At 67.5% G+C, this 21,305-nt stretch carries 22 protein-coding genes and 3 tRNA genes; 8 read left to right on the forward strand and 17 right to left on the reverse strand.

Annotated features, from left to right (window positions below):
- Positions 1-2: 2 nt before the first annotated feature.
- From BHD05_RS00755 to BHD05_RS00775, 4 genes are all read right to left on the reverse strand, one after another.
- Positions 3-1,034 (reverse strand): UDP-N-acetylmuramate dehydrogenase, encoded by a 1,032-nt coding sequence (locus BHD05_RS00755; RefSeq protein WP_161884741.1) that lies wholly within the window; start codon positions 1,032-1,034, stop codon positions 3-5.
- A 14-nt stretch (positions 1,035-1,048) separates the two neighbouring features.
- Positions 1,049-1,474, reverse strand: a complete 426-nt coding sequence (locus BHD05_RS00760; RefSeq protein WP_161887270.1) for a MaoC/PaaZ C-terminal domain-containing protein — start codon at positions 1,472-1,474, stop codon at positions 1,049-1,051.
- Positions 1,475-1,479: 5 nt separating this feature from the next.
- A complete protein-coding gene (locus tag BHD05_RS00765; RefSeq protein ID WP_161884742.1) occupies positions 1,480-1,926 on the reverse strand; it encodes an FAS1-like dehydratase domain-containing protein in 447 nt (148 codons plus the stop codon).
- A gap of 318 nt (positions 1,927-2,244) precedes the next feature.
- Positions 2,245-3,090, reverse strand: a complete 846-nt coding sequence (locus BHD05_RS00775) for an SDR family NAD(P)-dependent oxidoreductase (RefSeq protein WP_161884743.1) — start codon at positions 3,088-3,090, stop codon at positions 2,245-2,247.
- Between the two features lie 117 nt (positions 3,091-3,207).
- Here BHD05_RS00775 and BHD05_RS00780 point away from each other — a divergent pair, with 117 nt between their 5' ends.
- Complete coding sequence (locus tag BHD05_RS00780) at positions 3,208-3,513, forward strand: DUF2510 domain-containing protein (RefSeq protein WP_161884744.1); 306 nt, start codon at positions 3,208-3,210, stop codon at positions 3,511-3,513.
- 12 nt (positions 3,514-3,525) lie between these two features.
- Here the strand turns inward: BHD05_RS00780 and BHD05_RS00785 are convergent, their stop codons facing one another.
- Positions 3,526-3,852, reverse strand: a complete 327-nt coding sequence (locus tag BHD05_RS00785) for a DUF7882 family protein (RefSeq protein WP_161884745.1) — start codon at positions 3,850-3,852, stop codon at positions 3,526-3,528.
- Between the two features lie 162 nt (positions 3,853-4,014).
- Here BHD05_RS00785 and BHD05_RS00790 point away from each other — a divergent pair, with 162 nt between their 5' ends.
- On the forward strand, positions 4,015-4,236 hold the full coding sequence (locus BHD05_RS00790) for a hypothetical protein (protein ID WP_161884746.1): 222 nt from the start codon (positions 4,015-4,017) through the stop codon (positions 4,234-4,236).
- Here BHD05_RS00790 and BHD05_RS00795 read toward each other — a convergent pair.
- From BHD05_RS00795 to BHD05_RS00805, 3 genes are all read right to left on the reverse strand, one after another.
- Positions 4,226-4,570 carry a DUF7882 family protein gene (locus tag BHD05_RS00795; RefSeq protein WP_161884747.1) on the reverse strand — a complete coding sequence of 115 codons (345 nt, stop codon included), beginning with the start codon at positions 4,568-4,570 and terminating at the stop codon, positions 4,226-4,228. The two genes, BHD05_RS00790 and BHD05_RS00795, sit on opposite strands and share 11 nt — an antisense overlap.
- Positions 4,571-4,875: 305 nt before the next feature.
- A tRNA-Met gene (locus BHD05_RS00800) sits at positions 4,876-4,949 on the reverse strand.
- 36 nt (positions 4,950-4,985) lie between these two features.
- Positions 4,986-5,057: transfer RNA gene (locus BHD05_RS00805), tRNA-Thr, on the reverse strand.
- A 392-nt stretch (positions 5,058-5,449) separates the two neighbouring features.
- Between BHD05_RS00805 and BHD05_RS00810 the strand changes: the two genes are divergently transcribed.
- Positions 5,450-7,192 carry a glycoside hydrolase family 13 protein gene (locus BHD05_RS00810; protein WP_161884748.1) on the forward strand — a complete coding sequence of 581 codons (1,743 nt, stop codon included), beginning with the start codon at positions 5,450-5,452 and terminating at the stop codon, positions 7,190-7,192.
- 78 nt (positions 7,193-7,270) lie between these two features.
- Here BHD05_RS00810 and BHD05_RS00815 read toward each other — a convergent pair whose 3' ends face one another.
- The 3 genes from BHD05_RS00815 to BHD05_RS00825 form a co-directional block, all read right to left on the reverse strand.
- On the reverse strand, positions 7,271-8,245 hold the full coding sequence (locus BHD05_RS00815; protein ID WP_161884749.1) for a M23 family metallopeptidase: 975 nt from the start codon (positions 8,243-8,245) through the stop codon (positions 7,271-7,273).
- 192 nt (positions 8,246-8,437) lie between these two features.
- Entirely contained in the window at positions 8,438-9,259 is an 822-nt protein-coding gene (locus tag BHD05_RS00820) for an inositol monophosphatase family protein (RefSeq protein ID WP_161887272.1), read from the reverse strand.
- Positions 9,260-9,330: 71 nt separating this feature from the next.
- Positions 9,331-9,412: transfer RNA gene (locus BHD05_RS00825), tRNA-Tyr, on the reverse strand.
- A gap of 114 nt (positions 9,413-9,526) precedes the next feature.
- Here BHD05_RS00825 and BHD05_RS00830 point away from each other — a divergent pair.
- From BHD05_RS00830 to BHD05_RS00845, 4 genes are all read left to right on the forward strand, one after another.
- Positions 9,527-10,546 (forward strand): LacI family DNA-binding transcriptional regulator, encoded by a 1,020-nt coding sequence (locus BHD05_RS00830; protein WP_161884750.1) that lies wholly within the window; start codon positions 9,527-9,529, stop codon positions 10,544-10,546.
- A 9-nt stretch (positions 10,547-10,555) separates the two neighbouring features.
- Positions 10,556-11,044, forward strand: coding sequence for a YajQ family cyclic di-GMP-binding protein (locus BHD05_RS00835; protein ID WP_161884751.1), 489 nt, complete (start codon positions 10,556-10,558; stop codon positions 11,042-11,044).
- A 56-nt stretch (positions 11,045-11,100) separates the two neighbouring features.
- A complete protein-coding gene (gene cls / locus BHD05_RS00840) occupies positions 11,101-12,564 on the forward strand; it encodes a cardiolipin synthase (RefSeq protein ID WP_161884752.1) in 1,464 nt (487 codons plus the stop codon).
- A 69-nt stretch (positions 12,565-12,633) separates the two neighbouring features.
- Positions 12,634-13,773: an AI-2E family transporter gene (locus BHD05_RS00845; RefSeq protein WP_161884753.1), complete on the forward strand. Its 1,140-nt coding sequence runs from the start codon at positions 12,634-12,636 to the stop codon at positions 13,771-13,773.
- Here the strand turns inward: BHD05_RS00845 and BHD05_RS00850 are convergent.
- From BHD05_RS00850 to BHD05_RS00860, 3 genes are read right to left on the reverse strand one after another with little or no spacing between them, the layout of a single operon-like run.
- On the reverse strand, positions 13,770-15,155 hold the full coding sequence (locus BHD05_RS00850) for an FAD-dependent oxidoreductase (protein WP_161884754.1): 1,386 nt from the start codon (positions 15,153-15,155) through the stop codon (positions 13,770-13,772). The genes BHD05_RS00845 and BHD05_RS00850 overlap by 4 nt on opposite strands.
- Positions 15,156-15,165: 10 nt before the next feature.
- Positions 15,166-16,242, reverse strand: a complete 1,077-nt coding sequence (locus BHD05_RS00855) for a polyprenyl synthetase family protein (protein WP_161884755.1) — start codon at positions 16,240-16,242, stop codon at positions 15,166-15,168.
- Positions 16,243-16,276: 34 nt separating this feature from the next.
- Positions 16,277-17,050, reverse strand: coding sequence for a demethylmenaquinone methyltransferase (locus tag BHD05_RS00860; RefSeq protein WP_161884756.1), 774 nt, complete (start codon positions 17,048-17,050; stop codon positions 16,277-16,279).
- Between the two features lie 136 nt (positions 17,051-17,186).
- On the opposite strand from BHD05_RS00860, the gene BHD05_RS00865 reads away from it, so the two are divergent.
- Positions 17,187-18,410, forward strand: coding sequence for an isochorismate synthase (locus BHD05_RS00865; RefSeq protein ID WP_161887273.1), 1,224 nt, complete (start codon positions 17,187-17,189; stop codon positions 18,408-18,410).
- A 22-nt stretch (positions 18,411-18,432) separates the two neighbouring features.
- Here BHD05_RS00865 and BHD05_RS00870 read toward each other — a convergent pair whose 3' ends face one another.
- Genes BHD05_RS00870 through BHD05_RS00880 form a run of 3 tightly spaced genes read right to left on the reverse strand, consistent with a single transcriptional unit; the run spans position 18,433 to position 21,305 of the window.
- Positions 18,433-19,284: a polyphosphate kinase 2 family protein gene (locus BHD05_RS00870; RefSeq protein WP_161884757.1), complete on the reverse strand. Its 852-nt coding sequence runs from the start codon at positions 19,282-19,284 to the stop codon at positions 18,433-18,435.
- Between the two features lie 21 nt (positions 19,285-19,305).
- Complete coding sequence (menD, locus tag BHD05_RS00875; RefSeq protein ID WP_161884758.1) at positions 19,306-20,973, reverse strand: 2-succinyl-5-enolpyruvyl-6-hydroxy-3-cyclohexene-1-carboxylic-acid synthase; 1,668 nt, start codon at positions 20,971-20,973, stop codon at positions 19,306-19,308.
- Positions 20,970-21,305, reverse strand: coding sequence for a PLD nuclease N-terminal domain-containing protein (locus BHD05_RS00880; protein WP_161884759.1), 336 nt, complete (start codon positions 21,303-21,305; stop codon positions 20,970-20,972). The genes menD and BHD05_RS00880 overlap by 4 nt, the downstream gene beginning before the upstream one ends.

Raw genomic sequence — 21,305 nt, forward strand, 5'->3', positions numbered from 1 at the left:
GGTCAGTCCCCGGACGTCATGCCGATGTAGCCGGGTTCCGGCTGAAGAGCCACACCGAATTCGTTGCGCACACGCTCCTGCACGAATCGGGCCAGCTCGAGGATATCGTATGCCGTCGCCGACCCGGTGTTCACGATCGCCAGAGTGTGCTTGCTCGAGATCGCGGCTCCGGATCCGGGAAGCGAGAATCCCCGGCCGATGCCGGCCCGCTCGATCAGCCACGCCGCCGACAGCTTGACCCGATCGGGTTCGATCGGCCACTGGGCGGCATCCGGCGGCAGTGCCCTGGCGAAGGATGCGGCGACGAGCGGGTTGGTGAAGAACGAACCGGCGCTCGTGGTGTCGGGGTCGGCCGCATCGAGCACCATTCCCTTGACCCGCCGCAGGGCCAGCACAGCGTCGCGGATGACGCCGACCGGGATCCGGTCGCCGAAGGCAGCGCCGATCGCGGTCGCGAGCTGCTGGGATGCGACCGGGCGGCTGAGTCCCTCGGCATCCGTCAGCTCGAGCTCGATCGAAAGCACGATGCCCCGGCGGCCCGCCTTGAATACGGAGCTGCGGTAGCCGAGCTCGAGCCGGGCAGCCGGGATGACCTCCAGGCGGCCCGTCTCGTGGTCGAGGAATTCGACCGAGACGAGCGTGTCGGAGAGTTCCTGGCCGTACGCGCCGATGTTCTGAATGGGGCCGGCGCCGCTCGACCCGGGGATGCCCGCCATCGCCTCGATCCCGGCGAGCCCGCGGTCGACGGTGTAGCTGACCAGCTCGTCCCACGGCTCGCCAGCCTGCACGCGCAGCCGTGCCGTGCCGGGCACCGATGGCAGCGCCTCGATGCCGCGGGTAAGAACGCGGATGACGCTGCCGTCGAATCCGTCGTCGCCCACAACGATGTTGGATCCGCCGCCGAGGGCCATCCATTCCTCGCCGCTGGCCCACACATCCAGGCTCGCGCGCACGAGTTCATCGGGCGTTTCCGGGCTCAGCAGCTCGCGGGGTGACCCACCGACGCGCAGGGTCGTCAGTTCGCGCAGATCCATCTGTGGCAGGCCGGTCAGCGCAGGCTGACGCGAACCTGCGCCTTCCCGAGTACGGTGCCGCCGTGCGCGGTGACGGTGAGGTCGATCCGCGCCTCCCCCGCATCCGGGTCGAGTGCCCCGACCTTCGCGACGACCGCGATGCCCGCACCCTCGAGTGGATCCACGACGACCGGGCGGGTGAAGCGAACGCCGTAGTCGAGAATGCGTCCGGGGTCGCCGAGCCAGTCGACGACGGACTGCACCGCAATACCCATGGTGAGCATGCCGTGCGCGAGCACGCCAGGAAGACCGACGGCCTCGGCGACGTCGTCGCGGTAGTGGATGGCGTTGAAGTCCCCGGATGCTCCCGCATAGCGCACGAGGCTGTCGCGGCTGATGCGGTAATCGGCGTCGGCGACGACCTGTCCGATCTCGAGTGCGTCGAGGCGAGGTGCGGTCACAGCGCTCACGCGTCACCCCGCACGACGAGAGTGGAGGACGCGGTGACGACGTGGCTGCCTGCCTGGTCGACGATGGAGGATTCGGCGGTCACCATGGCGTTGCCTCCAAGGGTCTTGATGCTCGTCACCGAGAGGGTCGCGGTGAGTTCGTCGCCGGCCACGATCGGCCTCGAGTAGCTGAACCGCTGTTCCCCGTGCACGACGCGGCTGAAGTCGATGCCGGCATCCGGTTCGGCGAGCAGCTGCGCGAGGGTCGACTCCTGCACGACGACAGCGAAGGTGGGTGGCGCAACGATGTCGCTGTAGCCTGCTGCCGCTGCCGCTGCCGGGTCGTGGTTGATCGGGTTGGTCGCGAAGACGGCGCGGCCGAATTCGCGCACCTTCTCGCGGCCGACGAGGTAGGGATCGGTGGGGGCGAATACGCGGCCCTGCAGTTCTGGGTTCACTGGCACGTGTGCCAGCCTAACCAATTGCTACTGCCAGCAGCCGAAGCGGGGCAATGCGAAAGGCCCGGCCATCGTGATGATGGCCGGGCCTTCCGGGTGGACTTAGTCGCCTACTGGCAGCTGTCGCACTGTAGGAGATCCATCGGGTCGACGGGGATTTCGTAGCCGCCTACGTTGTTGTCGTTGTCCATGTTGGCCTCCTTCAAGCTTCGTTGCCGATCACCCCGATCGGCTCCAGCAGGTGCGGGGATCGAAACCCTCGCTTGCTGGATCTTTACTATATAACGCTAATGACACCCGTGTCATTCCACTACATGTAGTGTTTCAAGATTTTTTTGGAGATTGTTGCGCCACACGCCCGGTGAAGTCGTCCATCGAGCGATAGACGCCGAAAAGGCGGCCGGCGACAAAGTCGAAGGCGCGCTGCGGGAGCAGCCCGTTGAGCGCCCGCCCCAGGCTCACTGTCCAGGGCAACAGGAGGAACGGCCGGGCTGCGAGCATCGCGGCCCAGGCGCGATCGACGACATACTCTGGTGCCATGATCGGCGTCAGCAACGGCCCGCGGGCGCCGTCGAACATGCCGGTGCTGATGTAGCTGGGGGCGAGGGTCGTGACACCGACGTGCCCGTGACCGGCTCGCACCAGCTCGAGACGAAGCGAGTCGCTCCAGCCGATCACCGCCCACTTCGACGCCGCGTAAACGCTCATTTTCGGATTCGACACGGTTCCGGCAGCCGAGGCAACATTGAGAATTCGGCTCGGGCCCGCCCCCTTGATCATCCCCGGCAGGAATTCGGCCGCGATCTGCATGGGGGCGATCGCGTTGACGCGCATCGTGAGCTCGGTATCACGCTCGGAATCGTGGTCCCAGAAATAGCCCGACCGTACGATCCCGGCGTTGTTGATGAGCACCTCGGGGTTGCCGACCTCCGCTCGCACACGTCCGGCAGCATCCGAGATAGATTTCAGCGCAGAGATGTCGACGAGGTAGGGAGCGATTCTCACCCCCGGTGTGGCGAGTTCCGCGGCGGTCGCGGCGAGGGCATCCGCGTCGATGTCCCAGAGGACAACCGCTTTCGCCCCCTCCAGCACCGCCCGCTGACCATAGAGGCGCCCCATACCCATGGCGGCCCCGGTGACGAGCACGATCATTCCCGCGACTGATTTCATTTCTCGACACTACGCCGGGATTACCGGCGTGTCGCGGAGGCTCGATGGCCCCAGCTTGAGGGACTGTCATACGAGAACCGGCGTGCCTACGCTGGTGCCAACTGAGTTGGAGGGGTCATGTCGAACACCGGGGTCGTGGGCCAGGCGACCACGACGACGTTCGCCGCCGTCGCATCCGCGCCAGCCGGCTGGTACGACATCGGATCCGGCCGCCGGCGATGGTTCGACGGGCGCGGATGGACCGACCACTACGCCCCGATGCCCCCTGAGACAGCAGCGGCTTCGTCGCGGCGGACCCCAGCCGACCACGGATTCCATCTGATCATGACTGTTATGACCCTGTGCGCGTGGCTTCCGGTGTGGGGCATTGCGGCCGGGTGGAGTGCCGCGCGTCGGACACCACACCGTCTCATTCGCTCGTAGCGCGGGACGGGCTCAGTGCGCCCCGTGCGCCGTCGGGTTCACTCCGGGCTCGTCGGAGAAGTGGAGCCCGCCGGGGCTGTTGGCGGAAACGGTGAGCGCCTCGATCCACTCCCGGTTGATGGCGGGGATGCGGCTGCCGAAGTAGCGGAAGTAGAGGGGGATGCTCGAGTGCATCCAGATGCTGCTGCGTCCGTCGCCGACATCGAAGGCGTCGCGCCAGGAGAACACGAAGCATTCCTGCCGCCGGAGCTTCGCGGAAATGACGATCTGCAGGTGCATGAGCGCGCGGTCGTCGAATTCCACGTCCATGCTTGAACTGCCGTACAGCAATTTACCCATGGTTTATTCGTCTTCTCCCTCGTCCCTTTCCACGGTAACGGTTCGAAGCTCGCGCCGCTGAGTTTTCATGATCGGACGGGAATGCGTCGCCGAGCGTAGGTTGTCGTATCCGCGAAAATCAATCCCTTGAGGTTTTTGGGCGCCGACGGCTTCACTGTAGAAATGCTGAAAGCTGAACTTGGTGAACCGAAATGGCACGAGGCCACGGACGGCCTCTGGGAAGCAACACTCGACAACATGCCCCTCGGCTCGATCGAGGAGACGCGCGCATACGGGTTCGTTGTTAAGAATTCGCGGGGTGACTGGCTGGCAAGCTTCTCGGTTCTCGAGAATGCGATGTGGTTCCTGCACGTCGCCGAGCGGGCCACGTGGTCTAACCGGTGATGCGCTGAACCTTGGGGTTGGGTTCGACGGTCTCGCGCTCAGGCTCTGAGGTGAACTGCAGGCCCGACACGCTGTTGGCCGACTCCATCAAGGCGTCGATCCAGGCGCGGTTGATAGCGGATGCCCCAGCGTGGAAGTATCGGAAGTAGAGGGGGATGCCCGGGTCCATCCACACGCTGCTCCGCCCGCTCCCGACGGTAAGCGAATTGGTCCAGCTGAACAGGAACCGCTCATTGCGCCGCAGCTTCGAGGTGATCACGATCTGCAGATGGGCGAGTGCCCGATCGTCGATGTCGATCTCCATGCCGTGGCTGCCGTACAGCAATACGCCCATATTGTGCTCCCGGTGAGACTGCTCGCGTCTAGGTGCCTCTTAAGCTACCCGGTGGGGCGCTCTGGCGTGGAAGATTCTTGCGGGGCTCGAGGTGCTGCTGTCAGCCGAACCAGCCGACCGAGCAGACGCGGCACCAGTGATAGGGCCGCTCCTCGGTGGCAATCTCAAGGCGGTCGCGGCAGGTCGGGCAATGGTCCCGCAGAGTCTTATTCACGTGCACACCCTAATGCGCCGTTCGCCGGGCGCCTCCGAAGGCCGATTAAATCTCATCGGCGCGCCACGGGGCGGATGCCGGTGCTGCTGTGTAGCGAGGGCGGGACTCGAACCCGCGACACCACGATTATGAGCCGTGTGCTCTAACCACCTGAGCTACCCCGCCGGGTACGTCACTTCCGAGAATGAATCGGGAGCACGGAGCCCCCTGTGGGAATCGGACCCACTACCTCTTCCTTACCAAGGAAGTGCTCTACCAATGAGCTAAGGGGGCGTGACCACCTGGCGACCGCGGACGGCGCGCCGGTTTGGCACCGTACGAGACTAGCACCTGGCGCGCACCCCGCGAATCACCGGGCGCCCGGCACCCGGTGGGATTCAGCCGGCCGTCAGGTCACTTGACGGAGCCTGCCGTCAGCCCGGCGGCATGCACGGAACCTGCTGGATGAAGTCGCCCTTTTCACCGTCACTGGTGTTGCCTTCTCCAGCAACGCGCGCGATACTGCAAGCGCTTACATCTACCAAGTAGACCTCGGTCTCCACCAACATTCCTGTTGGATTTGGCACAACACCCCCGGTGATTTCGGGGGAAGCAATGCGTATTGCTCCCGGTGAGACCACAATGCAAACGCTTCCATTTCGCGCATCATGCAATAGAGTTCCCTGATGACTTTCGACAACTCCGTGGATATCGTCGCGCCCGCGCGCGGCGAAGACCCGACCTCCGCACTTGTGGCCACCGGCCGCGAATGGTGGCGCAACGCCGTCATCTACCAGATCTACCCCCGCTCGTTTGCCGACGCCTCCGGCGACGGCATCGGCGACCTGCGCGGAATCACCGCCCGGCTCCCCTCCCTCGTCGAGCTCGGGGTCGACGCCATCTGGCTCTCGCCGTTTTTCGTGTCTCCCCAGCGCGACGCCGGCTACGACGTCGCCGACTACTGCGACGTCGACCCGCTGTTCGGCACCCTCGACGATTTCGATGCGCTTGAGGACGCCGCGCACGCTCTCGGTCTCAAGATCATCGTCGACCTCGTCCCGAACCACACCTCGAGCGACCACGCGTGGTTCCGCGCGGCCCTGGACGCCGCGGAGGGGAGCGTCGAGCGCGCTCGCTACATGTTCCGCGACGGCACGGGCGAGGGTGGCGAACTGCCCCCGAACAACTGGGAGTCCGTCTTCGGGGGCCCGGCATGGACCCGCACCACCAATACGGACGGCACGCCCGGCCAGTGGTACCTGCACCTGTTCGACTCCACCCAGCCCGACCTCGACTGGGAGAACCCTTGGGTGCGCGACCAGTTCCGCGACATCCTGAGGTTCTGGCTCGACCGAGGTGTTGACGGCTTCCGCGTCGACGTCGCCCACGGCATGATCAAGGAGGCCGGCCTCCCCGACTACACGGCTCCGGCCGACTCGGGGAGCATGGGAGGCGGCGCTGTCGGGCTCGAGCCCGAGATCGGTACCCACCTCGACGCTCCGACCCCGCCCTACTGGGCGCAGGACGGCGTGCACGAGATCTATCGCGACTGGCGCCAGGTGCTCGACGAGTACGACGGCAACCGGGTCATGGTCGCCGAGGCGTGGGTCGAGCCGCTGTCCAAGCTCGCCCGCTGGGTCCGCCCGGACGAGATGCACCAGGCCTTCAACTTCTCCTACCTCGAGACGTCGTGGGCAGGACCCGCCATCCGCCGGGTCGTCGACGGCTCGCTCGACGCCTTCACCAGCGTCGGGGCACCGAGCACCTGGGTGCTCTCCAACCACGACGTTGTCCGGCACGCGACGCGCCTCGCGCTCACGGCCGACAACCCGCAGGGCCACGGCATCGGACCCAAATCCCCCGGCCAGCCGATCCCTGAGCTCGGCCTGCGCCGTGCCCGCGCGGCATCCGCTCTCATGCTCGCGTTGCCCGGAAGCGCCTACCTCTATCAGGGCGAGGAGCTCGGCCTGCCCGAAGTCATCGACCTGCCGGACCGTTCACGTGAGGACCCCACCTGGTTCCGCACGAATGGCGAGCGGTACGGACGTGACGGATGCCGTGTGCCGATTCCCTGGGAGGCGGATGCTGCCTCGTACGGCTTCAGCACGTCGGGGAAGAGCTGGCTACCCCAGCCGGCCGACTGGGCTCCGGTATCGAGGGACGCGCAGCTCGGCGTGACCGGATCGACGCTCGAACTTTATCGTCTCGCGCTCGCGCTGCGTCACGAGCACGACCTCGGATTCGGCGCCATCGAGTGGCTGCCCGGCTACGGCGAGAACGTCGTCGCCTTCCGCAACGGCAGTGTCACCGTGATCGCCAATACGAGCGACGTCCCGGTGGAGCTCCCCGTCGGCCGGGTTCTGCTCAGCTCAGCGGATCTTCACGGCTCAGCGCTCGCTCCCGACCAGACGGTCTGGATGCGCAGCTAGACCAAACGGGGCCGAACCCACGGTCCCGTCGTCCTGCGCGTTGCGCGGGGCGGCGGGACTTTTCCGTGTGCGGAGCGCTTAGCCCGCGTTGGCCTGCAGCCAGGCGAAGGGGTCGACCGGCGTTCCACCGAGGTGGACTTCGAGGTGGAGGTGGGCTCCGGTGGAGGCCCCCGTGTTGCCGACTGCGCCGATCATGTCGCCGACCCCGATTGTCTGGCCGACGGCCACCTGGATCGAGCCGTACTGCATGTGAGCGTAGGAGGTCTGCACCTTCTGCCCACCGACGACGTGGTCGACGACCACGTAATTTCCGAAACCGCTGTTAGCCACCTGAACGGTGCTCACGACCCCACCGGCGATCGCCTGGATCGGCACACCCGAACCGGGCGTGAAGTCGAGACCCTGGTGATAGGTCGAGCAGAACCCGCACCCGGCCACCTGGCGCGGCCCGAAGCCGCTCGTGATGGGTGAGCCTCCGGGGAACGGCCACTGGACGGCGCTGGTCGGGTTGTTGGTGAAGTTGTAGCTGCGGCTGCCGGCGCGCGCCTGAACCTGCCGGACGAGCGAGACGACGGTGTATCCGTCGCGGGTGATCTCGGGCGCCGCGGCGGCCTCGACCTTGAGCTCCTGCGGCTTGGCGGTCGACTCGGTGACCGCTGTCGCACTCACTGACGACTCGGGACGCGAGAAGGCGTTGGCCGGAACGGTCGTGGAGATGAGGATGAGCCCGACACCGGCCATCGCACCGACCGTGGCGAGGTTGGAGAGGATGCGGCGCTTAAGGTGATAGGTCTTCGCGGCGAGGGAAGCCGAGTCGCGCGTCGGGGTTGTCGCGATCCTCGACGTGGGCGGCTTGCGCCTCGCGGACCGGCGGGCCCGTGCCCCGGATGATTCGGAGCGCTTCCGGCCTGCCTGCGGCGTGGCGGTGGCGGCGAAGAGCTTCGGACGAGCGGTCTTCGCGTCACGCTCGCGCAATTCGCGTCGAGTGAGGGCCGGGGTGTTGGGCGTCTCAGCCGGGGTCTGCTTACCGAGAAGGGAGTCGATGCTGCTCACTAACTATCGAACCTCGAATGCCACGGGCGGTGTCGTCGAAAACGTCTCAATGAAGCATCCGCGAATCGACAAACCCAAACTCCTCAAAAAAGGACCAGCTCAGCGAGGCGGGCTGGTCCGGACAACTATGTGATTCCTCCGGGGAAAGATCACCGAAAGATAACGAACGGGTAAACACTAGCGGAAAAGAGCCTAAACGCCCAAATTGGGTCGTTTGGGATGAAGCGCCGCGAGCAGTTCTTCGAGCGTTGCGGCCAATCGGGGCGGGGCGGCGAGAAGAAATTCCCGTCCCGCGGCCGCGCCACGCAGACCGCTCACTGTCGCACCCGCCTCAGCGGCGATCAGGGCGCCGGCGGCGTGATCCCAGGGGGCCAGGCCCCGCTCGTAGTAGGCGTTGAGGCGGCCGGTGGCCACCGCGCAGAGGTCGAGCGACGCTGTCCCGGCCCGGCGAATGTCACGCACCTTCGAGATGAGCTGCACCAGCACCTCGGCCTGCTCGCGGCGGGTTTCGGCGGCATAGGCGAAGCCCGTTCCGACCAGGGCGAGGGGGAGCTCTGCCTCGACGACGCGCAGCCGACGGGTGCCCAGATGCGCGCCGCCGCCCGCACTGGCCGTGTAGACCTCGTCGACCGCAGGGTTCACCACGGCCCCGGCGAGCGCGCGCCACGTGGCCGGATCCGGGTCGCCCTCGACGACGGCGATGCTGACGGCGTAGTGGGGCACGCCGTACAAGTAGTTCACCGTGCCGTCGATCGGATCGACAATCCACGTCAGGCCGCTCGTTCCGGCATCCGCGCCGCTCTCCTCGCCGACGAAGCCGTCCTGCGGCCGCGCCTCGGCGAGGAGGCCCCGGATGAGCGCCTCGGTCTCGCGGTCGGCGTGCGTGACGACATCCTCCGGCGACGACTTGCTCGCGGCGACCTCGACGCCCTCGAATCGTCGTTGGGCAGCGAGCGCACCGGCACGAATGGCGGTGTCGCGGGCGAGGGTCAGGAGCTCTTCGACGGCCACAATTCTCCTCCTAGGAAACCTTGCGAAAAAAGGCCCGGCGTGGCGCCGGGCCTTTCTCTCGTCAATCTGATCTGTGGCAAGTGCAGGATTCGAACCTGCGAAGTCTAAGACGGCTGATTTACAGTCAGATCCCTTTGGCCACTTGGGTAACTTGCCAGGTGCGCACCCGACCAAATGTAATCACCAACCGAAGGCGCGGGTCAAGGATACAACGCCGGCGCGCCTCTTCAGAACGCCGCTAGTATCGGCTCACCGACGGAGGAGATGGCGATGCCCGGCATTGACGAGGTCGCAATGCGCGCGGGGGTGTCCACGGCGACCGTGAGTCGCGCGCTGAGCGGGCGAGGCCAGGTCTCACCCGCGACGCGGGAGCGGGTCGTCGCTGCGGCGAAGGCGATCGGCTATGTCGTGAGCTCGAACGCGTCGGGCCTCGCGACAGGACGCACACGGAATGTCGGTGTCGTCATCCCCTTCCTCAACAGGTGGTTCTTCTCCTCCGTCGTCGAGGGGGCCGAGAGTGCGCTCATGGGCTACGGGTACGACCTCACGCTCTACAACCTCGGTGGCGGCGGCGAGGAGCGTCGGAGTGTCTTTGACGACTTCCTGCTGCGCAAGAGGGTCGATGCCGTCATCGCGATCTCGCTCGAGCTGACGACGGATGAGGTGGCGAGCCTGCTCGAGGTGAAGAAGCCGATGGTCGGGGTGGGCGGCCCCCTGGCGGGCGTGCGCACTCTGAGCATCGACGACGTCGAGGTGGCACGCCTCGCGACCGGTCACCTCATCGCCCTCGGGCACCGCGAAATCGCCCATCTCGGCGGGAATGAAGACCCGGGCGCCGCCTTCCACCTGCCGACAAACCGCAGGGAGGGCTATCAGGCGGCACTCGAGGACGCGGGCATCCCGGTCGATCCCAATCTCATCATTTACGCCGACTTCACCCTCCAGGACGGATATGCAACGGCCAAACAGTTGCTGGGCAGTCCGCACAAGCGCCCGACAGCGATATTCGCCGCCTCGGACGAGATGGCGATCGGCGCGATCCTCGCCGCCCGCGACCTGGGGCTGCGAGTGCCGCAGGATGTCTCGGTCATCGGCATCGATGACCACGAGCTGAGCGGGTTCTTTGGACTGAGTACCGTCGCCCAGTTCCCCGCGCTCCAAGGGCGCCGGGCGGTCGAGATTCTCATGGACCAGCTGCACCCCACCCGCGCCGAGTCGCCCTCCGTCAACACCCCGCTGCCGTTCGAGCTCATCGTGCGGTCGAGCACCGCGACGCCCGGCGGAGGTTAAGCTGATCGCATGGCAGATTCCACTTTCGACATCGTCAGCAAGGTCGACCACATGGAGGCGGAAAACGCCGTCAACCAAGCCCAGAAGGAGATCGCGCAGCGCTACGATTTCAAAAACATCGGGGCGTCGGTCGAATGGAGCGGAGAGAAGCTCCTGCTGAAGGCGAGCGCCGAGGAGCGCGTGAAGGCTGTGCTCGAAGTTCTCGAGGCGAAGATGATCAAGCGCGGAATCACACTGCGGAGCCTCGACGCTGGCGAACCCTACGCCTCCGGCAAGGAGTACCGCATCGAGGTCGGCCTCAAGAACGGGATCGATTCCGACGATGCGAAGAAGATCGCCAAGATCATCCGCGACGAGGGGCCGAAGACGGTCAAGAGCCAGATACAGGGCGATGAGCTGCGCGTCTCGTCGAAGAGCCGCGACGATCTGCAGGCCACGATGGCGCTGCTCAAGGGTAAGGACCTCGACGTCGCCCTTCAGTTCGTGAACTTCCGCTGACCCTCGAGACCGTCCGACGGCACTGAGCCCCGCGCGCCCGTCGATACACTTCGAAAATGGACTCTGCCTGGATCGCACCGCTCGTCGCAGCGCTCGCGATCATCGTCGATGTGACGGTCCGCGTCGTCGCCCTCATCGTGGTGCCCATCAACCGCCGCCCCCAAACCGCGGCGGCCTGGCTCCTCGCGATCTTCCTGATTCCCTACGTGGGATTCCTGCTCTTCCTGATGCTCGGAAGCACCAAGCTGCCGAAGCATCGTCGCGAGAAGCAGCTCGAGATCAACAAGTACATCGTCGAGACGACAGACGGAATGGACGACGTCTCGGTCGACCCTTCGTGGCCCGACTGGCTCGAACCGGTGGTCGAGCTCAACCGCACGCTCGGAGCGATGCCCCTCGTCGGCGGCAACAGCGCCAAGATGTACCCCGACTACGACTCGTCACTCGGAGCGATGACGCGGGCGGTGAACGAGGCGACAAGGTTCGTGCACGCTGAGTTCTACATCATCTCCCTCGACGCCACAACGAAGCCGTTCTTCGACGCGCTCGAGGCCGCCGTGCAGCGGGGCGTCACGGTGCGAGTGCTGCTGGACCACATCGCCTCCCTGCGCGCCCCCGGATACGGGCACACCATCCGCGCCCTCAAACGGATCGGCGTCGAATGGCGGCTCATGCTCCCGGTGCAGCCGTGGCGCGGGCGCTACCAGCGACCTGACCTGCGCAACCATCGCAAGCTCCTCGTCATCGACGGCATCCGTGCCTTTACGGGGTCACAGAACATGATCGACCGCAGTTACAACAAGCCGGGCAACATCAAGCGCGGGCTTCAATGGAAAGACGTCATGGTGCGCTTCGACGGGCCCATCGTCGCCGGAATCAACGCGCTGTTCGTCAGCGACTGGTACAGCGAGACCGACGAGCTGTTGCTGCGCGAAACACAGCCGGTGGCCGACGACGAGGAGCGGCAGGGCCTCGATGCGCAGGTGGTTCCCAGCGGTCCCGGGTTCGACGGCGAGAACAACCTGCGCCTGTTCAACGCGCTGCTGTACAACGCGCAGGAGCGCATCATCGTCACGAGTCCCTACTTCGTGCCTGATGACTCGATGCTCTACGCCATCACGACGGCCGCACAGCGCGGGCTCGACGTGCAGCTCTTCGTATCAGAGGTCGCCGATCAGCCGGTCGTGTACCACGCCCAGCGCAGCTACTACGAGGTGCTGCTGCGGGCGGGCGTACGCATCTGGCTCTACCCGGCGCCGACGGTGCTGCACGCGAAGCACTTCACGATCGACGAGGATGTCGCGGTGATCGGCTCGAGCAACATGGACATGCGCTCCTTCAGCCTCAACCTCGAGATCTCGATCATGGTGCGCGGCGTGACGTTCATCACCGCGCTGCGCGAGATCGAGGACGGCTATCGGGAGGTCAGCCGCGAGCTCAGCCTCGAGGAGTGGCTCGAGCGGCCCTTCCGGTCCAAGGTGCTCGACAACCTCGCCCGGCTCAGCTCGGTCGTTCAGTAGCCTCCGTGCGGTAGCCGGCGGGTCGTCAAGGCCTAGCCGTGCGCGCGGCAGCGCTGCCTACCTTGAGAAATGAACAGAGACGACGATTCCCCTGCGCCACCGAGCGCGATGTTCGGCGACCGGCTGGGGCGGCTCGCGATCCGCAGCGCACAGGTGCTTGTCGCGCTGGCCCTCGCCGCGGTGGTCGTCTGGGCCCTCTCCCAGGTGAAGCTCGTGGTGATCGCGCTGCTCGTGGCGCTGCTGCTCGCGGTGGCCATCGGGCCCGTCGTGAACTGGATGCGCCGGCACGGGGTCCCGGCGATCGTCGCGACCTGGCTCACTTTCCTGGGCGTGCTGCTCGCACTCGCAGCCATCGTCACCCTCGTCACCCTCGCGGTGCGCGACCAGTGGGACGAGCTCGCCACCTCGGCTGCGCAGGGACTCGACGAACTTCAGACCTTCCTCACCGAGGGGCCGATCCAGATCTCGGACGAGCAGGTCGCCGACGTGCGGGGCGCGATCATCGAGTTCGTGACGAGCACACAATTCGGCTCCGGTGCCCTCGCCGGGGTCTCAGCGGCGACCGAGTTCGTGACCGGTGCTCTCCTGGTCGTCGTCATCCTGTTCTTCTTCCTCAAGGACGGGGCGACAATCTGGAACTTCCTGCTGAGCCCGTTCGCCGGTAAACGGCGGGCGAGGGGCGTGCGGGCAGGCCAGACGGCGATGCGTGTGCTGGGCGGGTACGTGCGCGGTACCGCGATCATCGCGTTGTTCGATGCCGTCGCCATCGGGCTGGGACTCGCGATCCTGCAGGTCCCGCTCGCTCTCCCGCTCGCGGTGGTCGTCTTCCTCACAGCGTTCGTCCCCATCGTCGGGGCCACCCTCGCCGGCGCCGTCGCCGCGCTCGTCGCGCTCGTCGCGAACGGGCCGCTCGTCGCGCTCATCGTGGTGATCATCGTCGTGGCGGTGAACCAATTGGAGGGGGACCTGCTGCAGCCGCTCGTGATGGGCCAGAGCCTCAAGCTGCATCCGCTCGTCATTCTGGTGGCGCTGACTGCGGGCACCATCCTCGCTGGGCTTGCCGGTGCCGTGCTCGCTGTGCCGCTCACCGCAGTGGCGTGGGCGATCATCAAGGTCTGGGACAACCCCAACGCCGACATCTCGTGGCGGAGGCGGGGCTCGGGCACCGCGACCCGAACCGCCGCAGCAGGGCCGGTGGCGCCTGTCTAGCCGTCCGTTTGCGGGGCCGCGGTGGCGGAGGCGAGCGGCGCGTTCGATACCCGCACCATCTCTGCGCGCGGCACGACCTTGACCCGCACTCGCCCCTCGGCCTCGCCGAGCGCGAGTTCGTGCTCGTCGAGGTGGCGCCAGCCGTTCAGGTCGGTGTAATCGACGCCGCGACTGCGGAGCAGCTCGCTGACGGCTGCCTCGTCGGGCGAGGCGGGCGACCACCAGTTCGCCTGATCGTTGATGACGTTGCGGATGGTCTCCATGGCGTCGCTCTTGGTGTGCCCGATGAGTCCGACCGGGCCCCGCTTGATCCACCCGGTGGCGTAGACCCCATGGACCTGCTCGTCGTTGTCGTCGATGACCTGACCCTCGCGATTGGGGACCACGCCGTGCCTGTTGTCGAAAGGGATCTCCGCGAGCGGCGAACCGAAGTACCCGATCGCCCGGTAGACCGCCTGCACGGGGATCTCACGAATCTCGCCCGTGCCGACAACGCCGCCCTCGCCGTCGGGCCGGGTGCGCTCGTACCGGAATGCCTCGACCGCGTCGCTGCCGAGGATCTCGAGCGGCTTCGCCCAGAAGTGCAGGTGTAGGCGGCGGGAGGCGCCCGTGGGCTCGCGGGTGCGCCAGGAATTGAGCACCTTGTTGAGCACGAAGATCTGCTTGTTCGTCTCGATCGCCGCGATGGACGCGGCATCCAGCTCGAAGTCTTCGTCGTGCACGATCACGTCGACGTCGCGCATCTCGCCGAGCTCGCGCAGCTCGAGCGGGGTGAACTTCACCTGCGCCGGGCCGCGGCGCCCGAAGACGTGCACGTCGGTGACCTTCGAGCGAGTGAGGCCCTCATAGACGTTGGCCGGGATCTCGGTCGACAGCAGGTCGTCCGCGGGCTTCGCGAGCGTGCGCGCGACATCGAGCGCGACGTTGCCGTTGCCGATCACCGCGACCTCCCGGTGCTCGAGCGGCCATTCGCGCGGGTAATCGGGGTGCCCGTCGTACCAGCTGACAAACTCCGCGGCGCCGTAGCATCCGGGAAGGTCGGTGCCGGGGATCGGCAGCGCGGCATCACGGACGGCGCCCGTGGCGAAGATCACGGCGTTGTAGTGCTTCTTCAGGTCGGCGAGGGTGATGTCGCGACCATAGAGAACGTTGCCGAACAGGCGGATGCGGCCTGTGTCGAGCACCTCCCGCAGGGCATTGATGATGCCCTTGATGCGCGGGTGGTCGGGCGCGACACCGTACCGGACGAGGCCGTAGGGCGCCGGCAGCTGCTCGAACAGGTCGATCGAGACCTCGAACTTGCGCTCGGCCTTCAGCAGGATGTCGGCGGCGTAGATTCCGGCCGGGCCTGCTCCGACGATGGCGAGTCTGAGCTTGGTCATGGGGTCCTTTCTAGCTGCTGCGCTCGACGATGGAGTCCGCGAAGCGCGTGAGCGCCTTCTTCACCGGCCCCTCGGGAAGCGGCGCGAGAGCCTCGACGGCCTCCCTCGCCCAGCGGTGGGCTTCGGCAACGGTCTGCCTGGTGACTTCGTGCTGGCGCAGTTCCGCGATCGCCGCGGTGAACTCGTCGTCGTCGGCCGCGCCGTAGTGCGCCGTGTTGACGTCGCGCTCGATTCGAGTGAGCAGCTCCGCCGCATCCACGTCGGTCGTGGCCAGACGGCGCAGGTAGAGCAGCGGCAGCGTGGCAACGCCCGAGCGGAGGTCGGTTCCCGGTGTCTTCCCTGTCTCATCGAGCGGAGGGGCGAGGTCGATGACGTCGTCGACAAGCTGGAACGCGACACCGACCTTCTCTCCGAATTCGGTCACGGGCACCCGGTACTGCGCTGGGGCCTGGGAGAGCACCACGCCGAGCTGGGCGGCCGCGGCGATGAGCGACCCTGTCTTGTCGGCGAGCACGCTGAGGTAGTGGTCGATGGGGTCCTCGTCGTCGCGCGGGCCCATCGTCTCGTGAAGTTGGCCGAGGCAGAGGCGCTCGAAGGTCTCGGCCTGTAGCCGGATGGCCGCTTCGCCGAGGCCCGCGACGAGCTTGCTGGCCCGCGCGAAGAGCAGATCGCCCGTGAGGATCGCGACCGAGTTGCCCCACACCGCGTGGGCGCTCGGAACGCCGCGGCGCATTTGGGCCTCGTCCATGACATCGTCGTGATAGAGCGACGCGAGGTGCGTCATTTCGATCGCCTGTGCGGCGCCGATTACCGCCTCGACGTTCCCGTTGCCGAGCTGCGCGGTGAGCAGCGCGAGGGTTGGGCGGATGCGCTTGCCCCCCGCGTCGAGAAGGTAGCGGCTCGTGGTGTCGGCGAGGCTGTCGGCGAACGACATCTCCTCGAGCAGGCCTGACTCGACGGCGTCGAGCCCGTCCTCGACTGCGGACGCGAACCGGCGGTCCCCCGCCGAAGCGAAGAGCTTCTCGCCGAGGCCGAGCGCAGAGCTCAGACTGCTGGCCTTGCGCACGACCGGGCGGCTCACATTCACTGTCTCAACCTCTGTGTTCTCGACGGACGAAGCCTTAGAGCTTCGGAGCGCCTTGCTCGGTGGGCAGGGTGGCGGCGGACGCGGCCACGCGGGAGCGACGCACCCGCGGCGCGCTCGTGCTCTTGCGACCGCGGTGCAGCGCCACCACGCCGACGGTGAGGTTGCGATGGGCGACCCTCGAGAAGCCGGCACCACGAATCCACTGACTCAGGGTTCCCTGGTCGGGCCACTCCCGGATCGACTCGGCGAGGTAGTCGTACGCCTCGGAGTTGGAGCTCGCAACCCTCACCACAATCGGCATGAGGTACTTCAGGTAGGCGTTATAGCCCGTCCGGAAGATCGCGCGGGGCGGCGTGCTGAACTCGCAGATGACGAGCCGGCCGCCGGGCTTGAGCACGCGGTGCATCTCGGCGAGCGCCTTCTTCGGGTCCTGCACATTGCGCAGGCCGAACGAGATCGTCACGGCGTCGAACTCGCGGTCCTTGAACGGCAGCGCGGTGACATCCGCCTGGACGAATTCGATCTCGGGGTGCCGTTCGCGCCCCACGTCGATCATGCCCGCCGAGAAGTCGACGGCGGTGACCGTCGCGCCACTCTTGGCGAGCGCGACCGAGCTCGTGCCCGTCCCCGCGGCGAGGTCGAGGATGCGCTCCCCCGGCTTGGGCGCCACCGCCCGCACCGTGGCGATCCGCCAGAGCGCGTCATTGCCCAGTGACAGCACCGAATTGGTTCGGTCATATCCCTTCGCGACCTGATCAAACATCGTCGCGACATCGCTCGCTTGCTTGCTCAAATCCGCTTTGGCCACCTCTCAAGTCTAAGTGCCCGCGCCTGCGTGTTTCGCGGTGAGGGGAGCGGGCGGCCGTGACGCCCAGCTGCCCGCGCGCGTGCCGGCGCTCAGGCCCCAAAGGTAAGCTCCGTTCGTGACCACAACGGAGCATCCGATGCCCGCGCTCAGGGTCGAAACGACCGCCTGCCGGGAGCTCGGATCGCTCCTCCCGCTGCTCGATGAGAGCGAACCACTGCTGTGGATGCGGCGCGGCTTCGGCATGGCGGGCGTCGGCACGGCGCTGCGACTCGAATTCACCGGACCGACCCGCATTGCGGATGCCGCCGCGGCGTGGCAGCGCGTGGTCGCCGCCGCGACCGTCGTCGACCCGGTGGCGCTGCCGGGGACCGGCCTGATCGCGCTCGGCACGTTCGCCTTCTCCGAGCACTCCGAGCTGACGAGCGTGCTTGTCGTGCCCGCCACGATCATCGGGCGCACCGGCGGGCAAAGCTGGATCACCCGCATTGCCATCGGCGACCTGTCCCCTCTTGTGGTGCCGCCCTCACGCCCGCTGGGCCCGGAGGCGCGAGCATACCTCGCCCCCGGCGCACTGTCGGCCGCCGCCTACCGCGACGCCGTCGGCACCGCGGTGACGAGCATCCGAAACCACGAACTCAGCAAGGTCGTGCTTGCCCGCGACCTCACCGGGCAGCTTCCGGCCGGAGCAGACCTGCGATCGGCCATCGGCGCCCTCGCTCTCGGCTACCCGGACTGCTGGACCTTCGCGATCGACGGGTTCATCGGGTCGAGCCCCGAGACCCTGGTCGGCGTCACGGGCGGCTCGGTGACCGCCCGCGTTCTTGCCGGCAGTGCCGCGCGGGGAACGGATGCCGCGTCGGACCAGGATGCCGCGACCGCCCTGGCGACCTCGGCGAAGGATCTCGACGAGCACGAGTACGCCGTGCAGAGCGTGCTCTGTTCGCTCCGCCCGCACAGCCCCACGGTCATGGCGAGCGAGTTGCCCTTCACCCTCAAGCTCCCGAACCTGTGGCACCTCGCGAGCGATGTCGAGGGAACCCTCGTCGACGGCTCGACGGCGCTCGACCTCGTCGGGGCGCTGCATCCCACCGCGGCGGTCGCCGGCACGCCGACCCCCCTCGCGCTCGCGCTCATCGAACGTCTCGAGCCGTTCGACCGCGGGCGCTATGCCGGTCCGGTGGGGTGGGTCGGCGCGAACGGTGACGGCGAATGGGCTGTCGCGGTGCGCTCCGCCCAGGTCGGGCTGCGGGGCGACGTCACCGCCTACGCCGGGGCCGGCATTGTCGGGGATTCGGTGCCGGAGCGAGAACTGGTCGAGACCCGGCTGAAGTTCCGCCCGGTCGTCGAGGCGTTCGGGTGAGCGCCGCCCGAGAAGGGGCTCGTCAACTCAGGGCGAGCCGCTCCTTCGCCTCGGCGACGTCGAAGTCGGCCGCCGGCCACTGCAGGTCGAGGCCGCCCAACGCCTCGATGAGCAGCTGCTGCACCGTCAAGCGCGCGTACCACTTGCGGTCGCCGGGAACGACGAACCACGGCGCATCCGGTGTCGAGGTGTGCTCGATCGCGAGCTGGTAGGCCTCCTGGTAGGCCGGCCAGAGGACGCGTTCGTCGAGGTCTCCGAGGCTGAACTTCCAGTGCTTGTCCGGCCGGTCGAGTCGCTCGGCGAGCCTGGCCTTCTGCTCGTCCGCGCTGATGTGCAGCATCACCTTGATAATCGTCGTACCGCTCGCGGCGACCTCCTCCTCGAATTCGCGGATGAGTCCGTACCGCTCCTCGATCACGTCGGGCGATGACAGACCGCGCACGCGGTGGATGAGCACGTCCTCGTAGTGCGAGCGGTCGAAGATGCCGACGATCCCCGGCTCGGGCAGCTCGCGGCGGATGCGCCAGAGGAAGTCGTGCCGGCGCTCGGCGGGCGTGGGCGCCTTGAACGCCGTCACCTTGACGCCGAGCGGGTCCATCGCCCCCACGACGTTTCGCACGATCCCGCCCTTTCCCGCCGTGTCCATGGCCTGCAGCACCAGCAGTACCGACCGGGTGCCGCCCGACCGACTCTCGGCCCAGAGCTGCTCCTGAAGCTCCGACAGCCGATCGCTCTCGGCCTTGAGCGCGGCCCGGCCGTCGCTCTTGCCGCCGTCGAATCCAGGTTTGCCGTGTGGATCGATGCTCGCGAGGTCAAACCCGGCCCGTGCCCGAAGCAGGTCGCTCGGGCTGTCCTCCCATTGTGTTTTCGCCATGGGGGAATGCTACGTCGCCGGTCATCCGCGCGACAGCGGAACCTCGACGAGGGTGGGGCGTTCGCACGGCGCGAGCGCCTCGTCGAGCTCGCCGCGGTTGCCGGCGAGCCGGTAGTCCCAGCCGTACGCTTCGGCGAGCGCGCGGAAGTCGACCGACTGCGGGGTATAGAGCACCCGGTCGAACGAGCCGGCGGGCGCGGTCTGGGCGACCTCGAGTCCGTCGAAGATCGTGCCGCCGCCGTCGTTGCCGACGATGACCTGCAGGCGGGGGCGCGGCTCGCCAGCACCGTAGAGCATCGAGCCGGCATCGTGCAGCAGGGTGAGGTCGCCGAGCAGCACCCGGGTCGTTCCGGCCGACCCCGACGCCTCACTCGCGAGGGCGATGCCGGTCGCGGTCGCGATCGTTCCGTCGATTCCGGCGAGGCCACGGTTGGCGTGCACCGGAATCGCCTTGCCCGGCACAACTCGGTCGGCGTCGCGGACGAGTCGGGACGCCCCAAAGACAAGCCGGTCGTGCGGCCAGGTCACGCGCCATACCGCCTCGACCAGCATCCGCCTGGTCGCACTTTCCCGGAACACCGCGAGCTGGGCGCGGGCGAACTCGGCGACAGCCAGGCGGTCGTCGGTGCGCGCATCGGGCGTCTGGGCGGCGCGCACCTCGAGCAGGGCGCGGCTCGCGTGCACCCAGGACGCGGCCCAGACCCTCGCTGCCGGCTCGCCGTTGTAGCTCGCGGCGTCGATGTGAGTTGCCCGGCGCCCCGGGTCGTAGTCCTCGAAGCCGGGCCCCCGCACGACGATCGTGTCGACGTCGAGACGCTGCAGGAGCGCCGGGACCTCCCGGCTGAGCGTCGGGTGACCGAAGACGATGGCGCGGCGCACGCGGCCCCCGAACTCCCGGTCGGTGAGCAGCTCGCGGTAGGCGACGACGAGGTTGGGGCCGAAGCGGGCACCGCTGGCGACCTCGGCGACGAGCGGCGCCCCCAGTTCGCGCGCGAGCACCTCCGCGCCCGGTCCCGCCCCCTGCCCCGCGATGACGATGGTCTCGGATGCCGGGGCGAGCTCGGTGACGCGCGGCCGGCGACCGTCATGGACCCTCTCCGCCACGGTGATCGCGGGCAGCGTGCCGACGGCTGCCGACAGTGGCTCGCGGAAGGCGAGGTTCAACTGCACTGGGCCGGCGGGCGAGGAGTGGCCCGCGGCGGCGGCGAAGGCCTCGTGGGCGAGCTCGCCCGGATACTCGGGCGAGAACCCGGTGGCACTGGGGGCGGCAATATCGCGCGCGAAGCGCACCGCCGACCCGAAGATGCCGAGTTGGTCGGTCGTCTGATTCGACCCGATGCCGCGCAGCTCCTCCGGTCGGTCGGCGGTCAGCAGAATGAGCGGCACACCGGAGTGGTGCGCCTCGAGCACTGCGGGGTGGAGGTTGGCGACCGCCGTTCCCGACGTCGTGATCACGAGCACCGGCATCCGGGTCTCGACGGCGAGGCCGAGGGCGAGGAAGCCGCCGACCCGCTCATCGATCCGCACCCGCAGGCGCACGAGGCCAGCGAGTTCGAATTCCGCTGCGGCGAGCGCGAGGGCTTGCGAGCGAGCGCCGGGACTGAGCACGATGTCGCGCACGCCGAGGGCGATGAATTCGCCGAGCAGGGCTACCGAGAAGTCGGTTGCCGGGCTTCCGCCCGGGCTCACTCCTTGGCGCTGGAGTCGTCGTCGAGGTCGGCGAGTTCCTGCTCGAGTCTGCGGATGCGCTCCTCCTGCTCCTTCTCGGAGCCGAGGCGGCGCAGGAAGTCGGGATCGTCGTCGGGCGCGGTCTGCCGCATGACCGGCTTACTCTTTCCCCGGTCTTTGCCGAGCGTGAACCAGAGAACAGCACCGATCACCGGCAGGACGAGAATGACAAGAACCCAGACGAACTTGGGGAGCCCGCGAGTGCGGCGCTTGTCGGTCATCAGCGAGTCGACGGCGGCGTAAATCGACAGGGCGATGATGGCAAGCCCTGCCACTATGTAAACGCGTACCAT

Origin of the sequence: Marisediminicola antarctica (assembly GCF_009930795.1) — a bacterium.
In the GTDB taxonomy this organism is placed as follows: domain Bacteria; phylum Actinomycetota; class Actinomycetes; order Actinomycetales; family Microbacteriaceae; genus Marisediminicola; species Marisediminicola antarctica.